14 protein-coding genes are annotated in these 12136 nt (G+C 54.7%); 9 read left to right on the top strand and 5 right to left on the bottom strand.

Annotated features, from left to right (window positions below):
* Positions 1–16 precede the first annotated feature (16 nt).
* On the bottom strand, positions 17–286 hold the full coding sequence (locus AB1287_RS06275) for a DUF1289 domain-containing protein (protein ID WP_435617261.1): 270 nt from the start codon (positions 284–286) through the stop codon (positions 17–19).
* A 79-nt stretch (positions 287–365) separates the two neighbouring features.
* Between AB1287_RS06275 and AB1287_RS06270 the strand changes: the two genes are divergently transcribed.
* The 4 genes from AB1287_RS06270 (at position 366) to rnt (ending at position 3419) form a co-directional block, all read left to right on the top strand.
* Positions 366–965: a TetR/AcrR family transcriptional regulator gene (locus tag AB1287_RS06270; RefSeq protein WP_435617260.1), complete on the top strand. Its 600-nt coding sequence runs from the start codon at positions 366–368 to the stop codon at positions 963–965.
* Between the two features lie 118 nt (positions 966–1083).
* Positions 1084–2181: an alkene reductase gene (locus tag AB1287_RS06265; protein ID WP_312629672.1), complete on the top strand. Its 1098-nt coding sequence runs from the start codon at positions 1084–1086 to the stop codon at positions 2179–2181.
* A 77-nt stretch (positions 2182–2258) separates the two neighbouring features.
* Positions 2259–2666, top strand: coding sequence for a lactoylglutathione lyase (gloA, locus tag AB1287_RS06260; protein ID WP_435617259.1), 408 nt, complete (start codon positions 2259–2261; stop codon positions 2664–2666).
* Positions 2667–2771: 105 nt separating this feature from the next.
* Positions 2772–3419 (top strand): ribonuclease T, encoded by a 648-nt coding sequence (gene rnt, locus AB1287_RS06255; protein WP_312629668.1) that lies wholly within the window; start codon positions 2772–2774, stop codon positions 3417–3419.
* A gap of 47 nt (positions 3420–3466) precedes the next feature.
* On the opposite strand, the gene AB1287_RS06250 is transcribed toward rnt, so the two are convergent.
* On the bottom strand, positions 3467–3814 hold the full coding sequence (locus AB1287_RS06250) for a Grx4 family monothiol glutaredoxin (RefSeq protein WP_097163917.1): 348 nt from the start codon (positions 3812–3814) through the stop codon (positions 3467–3469).
* 340 nt (positions 3815–4154) lie between these two features.
* Here AB1287_RS06250 and AB1287_RS06245 point away from each other — a divergent pair, with 340 nt between their 5' ends.
* Both AB1287_RS06245 and sodB read left to right on the top strand, forming a co-directional pair.
* Positions 4155–4955, top strand: coding sequence for a C40 family peptidase (locus tag AB1287_RS06245; protein ID WP_312629666.1), 801 nt, complete (start codon positions 4155–4157; stop codon positions 4953–4955).
* 121 nt (positions 4956–5076) lie between these two features.
* Positions 5077–5658 (top strand): superoxide dismutase [Fe], encoded by a 582-nt coding sequence (gene sodB, locus AB1287_RS06240; RefSeq protein WP_435617258.1) that lies wholly within the window; start codon positions 5077–5079, stop codon positions 5656–5658.
* 36 nt (positions 5659–5694) lie between these two features.
* On the opposite strand, the gene AB1287_RS06235 is transcribed toward sodB, so the two are convergent.
* Together AB1287_RS06235 and AB1287_RS06230 are read right to left on the bottom strand one after the other, a co-directional pair.
* The gene (locus AB1287_RS06235; protein ID WP_435617257.1) at positions 5695–6861 is read right to left on the bottom strand and encodes an MFS transporter; all 1167 of its coding nucleotides are present in this window, start codon (positions 6859–6861) and stop codon (positions 5695–5697) included.
* Positions 6862–7031: 170 nt separating this feature from the next.
* Positions 7032–7121: a YnhF family membrane protein gene (locus AB1287_RS06230; protein WP_312629663.1), complete on the bottom strand. Its 90-nt coding sequence runs from the start codon at positions 7119–7121 to the stop codon at positions 7032–7034.
* Between the two features lie 293 nt (positions 7122–7414).
* Between AB1287_RS06230 and purR the strand changes: the two genes are divergently transcribed.
* Positions 7415–8440 carry an HTH-type transcriptional repressor PurR gene (gene purR, locus AB1287_RS06225; protein WP_312629662.1) on the top strand — a complete coding sequence of 342 codons (1026 nt, stop codon included), beginning with the start codon at positions 7415–7417 and terminating at the stop codon, positions 8438–8440.
* A gap of 17 nt (positions 8441–8457) precedes the next feature.
* Here the strand turns inward: purR and punR are convergent, their stop codons facing one another.
* The gene (gene punR / locus AB1287_RS06220) at positions 8458–9369 is read right to left on the bottom strand and encodes a DNA-binding transcriptional activator PunR (RefSeq protein WP_435617256.1); all 912 of its coding nucleotides are present in this window, start codon (positions 9367–9369) and stop codon (positions 8458–8460) included.
* Positions 9370–9479: 110 nt separating this feature from the next.
* Here punR and punC point away from each other — a divergent pair, with 110 nt between their 5' ends.
* Positions 9480–10664, top strand: a complete 1185-nt coding sequence (punC, locus tag AB1287_RS06215) for a purine nucleoside transporter PunC (protein WP_435617255.1) — start codon at positions 9480–9482, stop codon at positions 10662–10664.
* Between the two features lie 299 nt (positions 10665–10963).
* Entirely contained in the window at positions 10964–12112 is a 1149-nt protein-coding gene (cfa, locus tag AB1287_RS06210) for a cyclopropane fatty acyl phospholipid synthase (protein WP_435617254.1), read from the top strand.
* Positions 12113–12136 lie beyond the last annotated feature (24 nt).

Below are 12136 nucleotides of genomic sequence, written 5' to 3'. Positions count from 1 at the left end.
ATACGCACATTCAGCGCTAAAACAGTGAGGGCTGATCGGGTTCTTCAGGTATTGTGGGTTTGTTTGCGCGGATTTTGCGCAGAAGACGCTGGCGACACAGGCGTAGCACCTCCTGTTTCTGAGCATCGGTGAACTGCTGCCAGTTGAAGCGCTCTTCGCGGCTACGCAGGCAGCCGCGGCAATAGCCACGCTCATCAGACTGACAAATACCCCGGCAAGGACTTTGAACCGGGAAAAACTCCAGCTGCTCTGCCACATCGCCCCCCTGTTTTCCGCTTACTTTCATTGAAGCCTGATAATGCGCATCCTGCAACCTTCTCACTTTTCACTTGCATTAGACCGATCGGTCTACTACATTGAGCGCCATGAACAGACCAATCGAACACGACACCCGCGAACACATCCTCGCCACCGGCGAGAGCCTGTGCATGCATCGCGGCTTTACCGGAATGGGCCTGAGCGAGCTCCTGAAAACGGCGGAAGTGCCGAAGGGTTCGTTCTATCACTATTTCCGCTCTAAAGAAGCGTTTGGCGTGGCGATGCTTGAGCGACACTATGCCGACTATCACCGTCGCCTGGCTGAACATTTTGCGCACGGTGAAGGCAACTACCGCGACAGGCTGCTGGCTTACTATCAGCACACGCTCAACCAGTTTTGCCAGCAGGGCATCATCAGCGGTTGTCTGACGGTCAAACTCTCCGCCGAAGTTTGCGATCTTTCGGAAGTCATGCGCACGGAGATGAACAAAGGAGCCAGCCAGATTATCGTGCTGTTGACCCACGCGCTGGATGAAGGCCGCAAAGAAGGCTGCCTGACTTTCCAGGGCGATGCGCATACCCAGGCGGAAGTGCTCTACTCCTTATGGCTGGGCGCGAATCTGCAGGCCAAGATATCCCGCAGTGCGACGCCGCTGGAAAGCGCGCTCGAACATGCGAAAACGATGATTGCCGCACCGGGGCTGTAGTCCACATACGGCAGGTTAAGCAGGCCTTTCCCGGCTTAACAACGACTAACGGAAAATCAGCACGTTGATTTTCTTTTTTTATCGAATCACCAGACGACCGGTCTACTCAGGAGTCACCATGTCACGATCCAAACTGTTTACCCCGCTCAAGGTTGGCGCAGTTACTCTGCCTAACCGCGTACTGATGGCGCCGCTGACGCGTCTGCGCAGCATCGAGCCGGGTGATATCCCGACGCCGCTGATGGGCGAGTACTACCGCCAGCGCGCAAGCTCAGGGCTTATCATCTCTGAAGCTACGCAGATTTCTGCCCAGGCGAAAGGCTACGCCGGTGCTCCAGGTCTTCATAGCGAGGAACAGATTGCCGCGTGGAAAAAAATTACCGCGGGCGTCCATGCCGAGCACGGTCATATGGCGGTTCAGCTGTGGCACACCGGCCGCATCTCCCACACCAGCCTCCAGCCCGGAGGCAAGGCGCCAGTGGCCCCTTCCGCACTGAGCGCAGGCACGCGTACTTCTCTGCGTGATGCCAACGGCAACGCAACCCGTGAAGATACTTCTCTGCCACGCGCGCTCGAACTGGATGAAATCCCGGGTATCGTGAACGATTTCCGTCAGGCTGTCGCTAACGCTCGCGAAGCCGGTTTCGATCTGGTTGAGCTGCACTCTGCACACGGTTATCTGCTACACCAGTTCCTGTCACCGTCTGCTAACCATCGTACCGATCAGTATGGCGGCAGCATCGAAAACCGCGCCCGCCTGGTGCTGGAAGTGGTCGATGCCGTCAGCAAAGAGTGGAGCGCTGATCGTATCGGTATCCGCGTATCGCCAATCGGTTCTTTCCAGAACACCGACAACGGTCCGAACGAAGAAGCCGATGCGCTGTACCTGATTGAAGAACTCGGTAAACGCGGGATTGCCTATCTGCATATGTCCGAGCCGGACTGGGCTGGCGGTCAGCCCTACACCGAAGAATTCCGTCGTAAGGTGCGCGAGCGCTTCCATGGCCCAATCATTGGCGCTGGCGCTTACACGCCGGAGAAAGCCGAAGATCTGATTGAAAAAGGCCTGATAGACGCCGTCGCCTTTGGCCGCGCCTATATTGCCAACCCGGATCTGGTTGCGCGTCTGGAACGCAAAGCTGAGCTGAACCCACAGCGCCCGGAAAGTTTCTACGGCGGCGGAGCGGAAGGTTACACCGATTACCCTGCCCTCTAATCCTGCATTGATAGCGGCGCATAAGCGCCGCTATACTGATATTCCTGATGTACAAACAACACTTTAAGGGGAAGAGTATGCGCCTGCTTCACACCATGCTGCGTGTTGGCAATCTGCAACGTTCAATCGAGTTTTACACCAACGTGCTGGGCATGACGCTGCTGCGCACCAGCGAAAACCCGGAATATAAATACTCCCTCGCCTTCGTTGGCTACGGCCCGGAAAGCGAAGAAGCCGTTATCGAACTGACCTATAACTGGGGCGTCGATAGCTACGACATCGGCACGGCATACGGCCATATCGCGCTGAGCGTGGACAATGCGGCAGAAGCCTGCGAACGCATTCGCAACAACGGCGGCAACGTTACCCGCGAAGCGGGCCCGGTCAAAGGTGGTTCGACCATCATCGCCTTCGTGGAAGATCCCGATGGCTATAAAATTGAACTGATCGAAGCAAAAGACGCCGGTAAGGGTCTTGGCAACTAAGGTTCAGGGGTGCTCAGGCACCCTTTTTTACGCCCACCTTTGCTGCAACTGCTGGCAAAATTTGCCATAATGCGCGCTACTTTTTTGTATGCTTAAGAGATCCAGATGTCCGACAACGCTCAACGTAATGCTCTGTGCGACCGCTTCCGTGGTTTTTATCCTGTCGTTATCGATGTAGAAACCGCGGGCTTTAACGCTAAAACGGATGCGCTGCTGGAAGTCGCCGCCGTGACGTTAAAAATGGACGAGGAAGGCTGGCTGATGCCGGACAGCACACTGCATTTTCACGTTGAACCGTTCGAAGGCGCAAACCTGGTGCCTGAAGCGCTGGCGTTTAACGGCATTGATCCGAATGACCCGGAACGCGGCGCGGTCAGCGAATACGATGCGCTGCACGCCATTTTTAAAGAAGTACGCAAGGGCATGAAGGATCAGGAGTGCAACCGCGCCATTATGGTCGCCCACAACGCCACGTTCGATCACAGCTTTATGATGGCCGCCGCCGAGCGAGCCGGGCTTAAGCGTAACCCTTTCCACCCGTTCGTGACCTTTGATACCGCAGCGCTGAGCGGCCTTGCACTGGGTCAGACCGTGCTGTCAAAAGCGTGTATCACGGCAGGGATGGAATTTGACGGTACTCAGGCGCATTCGGCGCTGTACGACACTGAACAGACCGCGCAGCTATTTTGTGAAATCGTCAACCGGTGGAAACGTCTCGGCGGCTGGCCGTTGCCTGTCGCTGAAAATGCGTAATAAAAAAAGCGACCTGAAGGTCGCTTTTTTTTATGCTGCCAGCAGGATTACTCTGCCGCCTGCTCGTCGTCTTTATACTTCGCAGCCGTCTCTTTGATCAGCTGCTGCAGTTCACCGCGCTGATACATTTCGATCAGGATGTCGCAGCCGCCAACCAGCTCACCGTCAACCCAAAGCTGCGGGAAAGTCGGCCAGTTTGCGTACTTAGGCAGCTCGGCGCGGATGTCCGGGTTTTGCAGAATATCTACGTAAGCAAAGCGCTCACCGCAGGCAGACAGCGCCTGAACCGCCTGAGCAGAGAAACCGCAGCTCGGCAGCTTCGGAGACCCCTTCATGTACAGAAGGATTGGGTTTTCGGCGATTTGGGTCTGGATTTTCTCAAGAGTCGTGCTCATTGTCTTGCTTCCTCAAACTTCTTTTTTATGACTGTAGCTGCTAAGTGTAACGCCAACGGCAGCCGTCAGAAATAACATTTTGTTCACGCAAATGCATTTTACCTCTGACGCCGTAAAGTTGCCTTAAAAATATGTGTTTATCGGCAAACTCCGAGAACAACTTGAGCGTTTTTCGTGCGCCTTATGTCCGAATTGATGTAATTTTTTGCAGTTGCTAACGAAATGGATCATTCAATAGAAAAAGTGTATTAACAACCAAGGTTTTTATGCATTAGAATTGATGCGTTTTGTCAATCATACCCAGGCATGACTGTTTGCCTGCCTAACAGAGGAATGCTCAGTGGCGCGGATAAATAAAATCTCGATCACGCTCTGTGCTTTACTGTTTACATCGTTGTCGATTACGCCTTTGTCTCATGCGTCTGAACAGGCGCGGTCTTCCGCATCCCAGAAATCGCATCAGGCCAAGACGGACCGTAAAAAACGAACCAGCGGCAACAAAAGCAAAACCACTGCGAAAACAAAAACAACCAGCAAAAAGAAAACCACGCTCAAGAGCAAACCTGCTATTTCCGCCAGCAAAAAGACCTCCACGCGCAAAACCCACAGCCCCGCCCTGAAAACCGCTTCGGCAAAAATGGTGCAGAAATGCAGCGTTCGCAAGGGGCATAAAAAGAAATGCGTGACCGAGGAAGTCAAACCGCTGACCATTGCCGATGCGCATAAAGTCCGCGTGCAAAAAGCGCAGAAAACCGCAATGAATAAACTGATGGGCCAGATTGGTAAGCCATACCGTTGGGGTGGTACGTCGCCGCGCACCGGTTTCGACTGCAGCGGTCTGGTCTATTATGCGTATAAAGATTTGGTCAAGTTCCGCATTCCTCGCACCGCGAATGAGATGTATCACCTGCGTGATGCCCGGGCCGTTGAACGTGGTGAACTGGAAAGTGGCGATCTGGTCTTCTTCCGCACTCGTGGTCGCGGCACTGCCGATCATGTTGGCGTGTATGTTGGCGGCGGGAAATTTATTCAGTCTCCACGTACCGGGCGAGATATCCAGATTACCTCCCTCAGTGAAGACTACTGGGCCAACCACTACGTTGGTGCTCGCCGCGTAATGACGCCGAAAACCATTCGTTGATCCCCTGCCCCGTCGTTTCAGCGTCGGGGTAAGTTCCTCTTTAGCCACATCTTTTAATTTGCTACCCTATCCATACTCAATACAGGGTTATTGAGTCTTAAAATAATAGGGAGAATAAGCAATGTCATTCGAATTACCTGCATTACCGTATGCAAAAGACGCTCTCGCGCCGCACATTTCTGCTGAAACGCTGGAATACCATTACGGAAAACACCACCAGACCTACATCACCAACCTCAACAATCTGATCAAAGGCACGGCTTTTGAAGGCAAAACGCTGGAGGATATTGTTCGCACTTCTGAAGCGGGCGTGTTCAACAACGCCGCTCAGGTGTGGAACCACACCTTCTACTGGCACTGCCTGGCACCCAACGCCGGCGGCGAACCTGCAGGCGCTGTCGCTGCGGCCATCAACGAAAGCTTCGGCAGCTTTGCGGATTTCAAAGCGCAGTTTACCGATGCAGCCGTCAAAAACTTCGGTGCAGGCTGGACCTGGCTTGTGAAAAAAGCGGACGGCAAACTGGCTATCGTTTCCACCTCGAACGCAGGCACGCCGCTGACGACGGATGCAAAACCGCTGCTGACCGTAGATGTGTGGGAGCACGCCTATTATATCGACTACCGTAACGCCCGTCCGAACTATCTCGAGCACTTCTGGGCGCTGGTAAACTGGGAATTTGTCGCGAAGAACCTGGCGGCATAATGCCTGGCCCGGCGGTGCCTGCCGCCGGGCATATTATCAGTGGCTGGAATACGCTTCTTCAGGCTGGCGACGGCCGCTGAACAGCACCACCAGCAGCGCCACACCCGCGATAACCGCGCCCATCACTGGCACAAAACTGTAGCCCAGACCACCGGAAATAACCGCTCCGCCAGCAGCCGCGCCCAGCGCATTGCCCAGATTAAATGCCCCGATATTGACCGAGGACGATAGCCCCGGAGCTTCGTGCGCCACGCGCATAACGCGCATTTGTAAAGGTGGAACCACGGCGAACGTCGCAGCACCCCAGACAACCATGCTTATCGCTGCACCGATTTCGTTCTGCGCTACCCACGGAATCGCCACCATCACGGCAATCAGCAGCAGTAAAAAACCTTTCAGCGTGCCGGTCACCGAGCGGTCAGCAAACTTACCACCCAGATAGTTACCGATGGAGAACCCAACGCCAATCAGCACCAGCATTGCCGTAACAAACAGCGGCGACGCTGAGGTAATGTTGTGCAGCACCGGTGCGATATAAGTGTAAAGCGTAAACATCGCGCCAGCGCCCAGAACGGTGGTTAACAGCGCAGATAAAACCTGGGGACGCATCAGCACGGACATTTCCTGCTTCACATTCGGACGTTCACCACCGGTGCCTTTTGGTAATGAGAACCACAGGCTCATCATCGCCACCACGCCCAGACCGGTCGTTGCCAGGAATGACATACGCCAGCCGATGGTTTCACCCAGCCAGGTCGCTGCCGGTACACCGCCGATATTGGCAATCGTCAGCCCCATAAACATGGTTGCCACCGCGCTCGCCTGCTTGTGTTTGGGCACCACGCTCGCGGCCACAACAGATCCCAGACCAAAGAAAGCACCGTGGTTAAGGCTGGTGATGATGCGAGAGAGCAATAATGTGGTGTAGTCCGGTGCAATAGCCGACAGCACGTTGCCGAGCGTAAAAATCGCCATCAGAAAGATAAGCGCATTGCGGCGAGCGCGATGTGACAGCAGCAGAGTCATTAACGGCGCGCCAACCATCACACCGATTGCGTAAGCGCTGATCAGCATGCCTGCTACGGGAATCGAAACATCCACGCCTTTAGCGATAACGGGCAATAGCCCCATGGGCGAGAACTCGGTAGTGCCGATAGCAAATGCGCCGATTGCCAACGCCAGCAGTGGAAAATTGATTTTCATGTTACGACTCCGGTTAACCCTTTCCAGTAAAGGGCACGACAACAGAAGTCAAAAGCATGACATCAATCACAAAAAAACAGAAGTAAACAAAATGGCAAAAGATTTTTGCTAATTTGGTAACAATCAGACGGGGGTGGTGATGGAGGAAGAGGACTCTCCCTCCGGATAAATCAGTGTAACACCGCAGTCAGCCCGGCGGCGACAATGAGTGCCAGAGCGATCACAGTGGTCATCAGAGAGAGCTTCAGGTCGGTACTCATCAATTATTCTCCTTTTTATCCCCACAACAAAAGTGAGCCTGCTCATTTTTGCACACTTCAGGCTGAAAATCTTCCAGGTTTTAGAGCCATAGCGATTTTTCTCTTCCCCTTTGCCTCAGAATCAGACAAAATTCCACGCTAATTTAAAAGCGTACCAGCCATTGACCCCCTCCTGTCGTCCTGTGTCGTATCCCGGCGTACCGCAATTCAAATGAATTGTGTTAAGGGTGTGTAAAGGCAAACGTTTACGTGCCGGTCATCAGGCGTAAGGAAAGGGTCTGGAGTGAGAACGAATGGCAACAATTAAAGATGTAGCGAAGCGCGCAAACGTTTCCACTACAACCGTGTCACATGTTATTAACAAGACGCGTTTTGTCGCAGAAGAAACACGCAACGCCGTGTGGGCGGCAATCAAAGAGCTGCACTACTCCCCAAGTGCCGTAGCGCGCAGCCTGAAGGTCAATCACACCAAAACTATTGGCCTGCTGGCCACCAGCAGTGAAGCGGCTTATTTTGCGGAAATCATTGAAGCCGTTGAAAAAAACTGTTTCGAAAAGGGTTATACCCTGATTCTTGGCAACGCCTGGAACAACCTGGAAAAACAGCGTGCTTATCTCTCTATGATGGCGCAAAAGCGCGTCGATGGCCTGTTGGTGATGTGTTCTGAATATCCGCAGCCGGTACTCGACATGCTGGAAGAGTATCGCCATATTCCGATGGTCGTGATGGACTGGGGTGAAGCCAAAGCCGACTTCACCGACTCGGTGATCGATAACGCTTTCCAGGGCGGCTATCTTGCCGGGCGCTACCTGGTCGAACGCGGCCACCGCGATATCGGCGTGATCCCAGGCCCAATGGAGCGCAACACCGGCGCTGGCCGTCTGGCCGGATTCATGAAAGCCATGGAAGAAGCGCAAATTACCGTGCCGGAAAACTGGATCGTTCAGGGCGACTTTGAACCGGAATCCGGCTACCGCGCCATGCAGCAGATGATTGCGCAACAGCCACGCCCTACCGCGGTCTTCTGTGGCGGTGACATCATGGCGATGGGCGCACTCTGTGCCGCCGATGAACACGGCCTTCGCGTGCCTCAGGATATTTCGGTGATCGGATATGACAACGTGCGCAACGCTCGCTTCTTCACCCCAGCGCTGACCACCATCCATCAGCCAAAGGATTCCCTTGGGGAAGCCGCCTTCGATATGCTGCTGGACCGAATCGTCAACAAGCGCGAAGAGTCACAGTCCATTGAGGTCCACCCACGCCTGATCGAGCGCCGTTCAGTGGCAGACGGCCCGTTCCGCGATTACCGCCGCTAATCTCTGTGCGGAGCCGGTCAATCCGGCTCCTGCAGCCACTCTTTATTTAGCGTTTCGCTGTCCCCAAGATACTCCAGCAGCCAGCTCAGGGCCGGGGACATATCATTTTGCTGCCACGTCAGGCAGCATGCCGCATCCGGGAACGGGTTCTCAAGATCCAATGCCACCCACTCGCCGCTATCGATGTAAGGCCGTGCAAAATGCGTTGGCACCATTCCGGCGCACAGCCCTGCCGAAAGGCACGTTGCAGAAGATTCCCAGTCCGGCACCACGATACGCTTCTGATTATCCAGCAGCCAGGTGATGCGCTTAGGCAAAGAGCGGGAGGTATCCTCGCGCACCAGAGAAGGCCAGTTGCGCAACACCTCGTCGCTCAGCGGTCCCGGCATTTGAGCCAGAGGATGTTGATTCGACACCACGCAGCTCCAGCTCAGCATGCCCATATCGCGAAACGCATAGCGTCCACCGACCGGAATCGCCTGCGTTGCCCCGATCGCCAGCTCAACTCGCCCGTCCGACAGTGCATCCCAGACGCCGTTGAACACTTCCTGGAAAACGCACAGCTCCACGTCCTGGAAATGACGGTAGAAATCGACAATCAGCTGCCGGGTACGCTCCGGGCGCACGATGTTATCCACGGCAATGGCCAGATTGCCACGCCATCCGTTAGCGATCTGTTGGCACTGCTGACGGGTGATCTGCATTTTTTTGATAACAGACCGCCCTTCCTTCAAAAACCAGACGCCAGCGGGGGTGAGCTCCACGTCGCGATGACGTCGTTCAAACAGCGGCACTGCCAGCCATTCTTCGAGCTGACGCACGGTGTAGCTTACCGCTGAAGGCACGCGGTGCAGCTCCTGCGCTGCCGCGCTAAAGCTTCCGTTGCGGGCGACCGCATCCACCACTTCAAGGGAATATTCAGACCACATTTTCTGCCTGCAAAAATTTTGAATTCACCAGACAAATATTAGCGTTTCACAAGCGAAGTTGCACTCCCTACACTCAGCAGCCTGGTACACCTGCAATGAGAAAGAGAAAGATGATGCAACCTGGGAAAGGATTTTTATGCTGGCTGGGGGGCTTAAGCGTGCTCGGTTTTTTGGCAACCGACATGTATCTGCCCGCTTTTGCCGCGATTCAGAATGATTTACAAACCCCTGCAGCCGCCGTTAGCGCAAGCCTGAGTCTGTTCCTGGCCGGTTTTGCTTTCGCTCAGTTGCTGTGGGGGCCGCTTTCCGATCGCTACGGACGGAAACCCGTGCTGCTAATCGGCCTTGCCATCTTCGCTGTCGGCTGTATCGGCATGCTGTGGGTACGCGATGCCACGCTGCTGCTGGTGCTGCGCTTTGTGCAGGCCGTTGGCGTATGCGCCGCAGCCGTTACCTGGCAGGCAATGGTCACCGATTATTACCCAGCCCAGCGTACCAACCGAATTTTCGCCACCATCATGCCGCTGGTGGGGCTTTCTCCGGCGCTGGCGCCGCTGCTGGGCAGTTGGATCCTGCATCACTTCGAATGGCAGGCCATCTTCGCGACGCTGTTCGGGATTACGCTCCTGCTGATGATCCCGGCCCTGCGCCTGAAAAAACCGGCCCGGGAATTCCATCAAGAAGAAAAGCCGCTGACCTTTATGGCCCTGCTGCGCTCGCAGGATTATCGCGGTAACGTACTCATTTATGCCGCCTGCTCCGCCAGCTTCTTCGCCTGGCTTACCGGATCACCGTTCATTCTGAATGCAATGGGCTACGGCCCGACGGTGATCGGCCTGAGCTACGTTCCACAGACTATCGCTTTCCTGGTAGGTGGTTATGGCTGTCGCGCGGCGCTACAAAAATGGCAAGGTCAGCAGATGCTTCCGTGGTTGCTGATGGCCTTTGCCCTGAGCGTCGCTGGCACCTTTGCCGTCGGTCTCACCGCTGGCAGCTCGCTGACCGCCTTGCTCATCCCCTTCTGCCTTATGGCGATGGCGAACGGCGCAATCTATCCGATTGTCGTGGCGCAGGCGTTGCGTCCGTTCCCGCAGGCGACTGGTCGCGCGGCAGCGCTGCAAAATACGCTGCAGCTGGGGCTGTGCTTCCTCGCAAGCCTGGTGGTCTCGACACTGATTGCCACTCCGCTGTTGACCACGACCAGCGTAATGCTTGCGACGGTCGTACTGGCGGCCCTAGGCTACCGGATGCAGGCCACGGCGAATGACAAAGTGGCCGAAGAATCTCACGCATAATGACGTTAGCAATTATGTAATAATTCGGTCATTAGTTTGCTAACATTTTTTATTGAACCTGACATTTTTGCGGCCTATACTGAGACCGGTATTACATAAATACGATAAAAATTAGCGATTAACGAGGGAACGGATTTCCCTCCATTCACCACGGAAGGCCTTTCGGCAAGGGATATCTCCCTTCCTCTGTTCTACGTCGGATAGCAGACTCACGGAACTTTCGTGAGAGTTCTCACATAACCCAAAAAGCGTCTACGCTGTTTTAAGGTTCTGATCACAAGCCGCGTGATGGAGAAGCTATGAGTTCATCGTGTATAGAAGAAGTAAGCGTACCCAATGATGACTGGTCCCGTATCGTCAGCGAACTGCTGAGCCGGGCGGGCATCAGGATCAATGGTTCCGCACCCGCAGACATCCGGGTCAATAATCCCCTGTTCTTTAAACGCGTGCTGCAGGAAGGGTCACTGGGATTAGGCGAAAGCTATATGGATGGCTGGTGGGAATGCGAACGGCTGGATGTGTTTTTCCATCAGGTGTTACGCGCCGGGCTCGAAAGCCAGCTCCCCCACCATTTAAAAGACACACTCCGCATCGCAGGCGCCCGCCTGCTCAATCTGCAAAGTAAGAAGCGCGCCTGGATAGTCGGTAAAGAGCATTACGATTTAGGCAATGATTTATTCAGCCGCATGCTCGACCCTTTTATGCAGTATTCCTGCGCTTACTGGAAAGACGCCGAAACGCTCGAACAGGCGCAACAGGCAAAGCTGGATCTTATCTGTCAGAAACTGCAGCTACAGCCGGGCATGCGGGTGCTGGACATCGGCTGCGGCTGGGGTGGGCTGGCGTATTACATGGCGAAAAATTACGGGGTCAGCGTGGTTGGCGTGACCATTTCTGCGGAGCAGCAGAAAATGGCACAGGCGCGCTGTGAAGGGCTGGACGTGCAAATCCTGTTGCAGGACTATCGGGATTTGCAGGATCAATTCGACCGCATCGTCTCTGTCGGCATGTTCGAGCACGTCGGACCAAAAAACTACGCCACCTATTTTGACGTCGTTGACAGAAACCTGAAGCCGGATGGCCTGTTCCTGCTGCATACAATCGGCTCGAAGAAAACGGACAACAACGTTGATCCCTGGATCAACAAGTATATCTTCCCGAACGGCTGTCTGCCCTCCGTACGCCAGATTGCCTGCGCCAGCGAACCGCATTTTATAATGGAAGACTGGCATAACTTTGGTGCCGACTACGATACCACGCTGATGGCCTGGCACGATCGTTTCCAGAAGAGCTGGCCAGACATTGCGGACAACTATTCAGAGCGATTTAAACGCATGTTCTCGTATTATTTGAACGCCTGCGCCGGTGCATTTCGCGCCCGTGACATTCAGCTCTGGCAGGTGGTGTTCACGCGCGGAACTGAAGGCGGTTTACGCGTCGCACGTTAAAATAAACCCCGGCTCGCCGGGGTT

The sequence above is a fragment of the Scandinavium sp. UTDF21-P1B genome (assembly GCF_040750395.1).
Classification (GTDB): domain Bacteria; phylum Pseudomonadota; class Gammaproteobacteria; order Enterobacterales; family Enterobacteriaceae; genus Scandinavium.
This window is presented reverse-complemented; position numbering and strand designations above follow the sequence as displayed.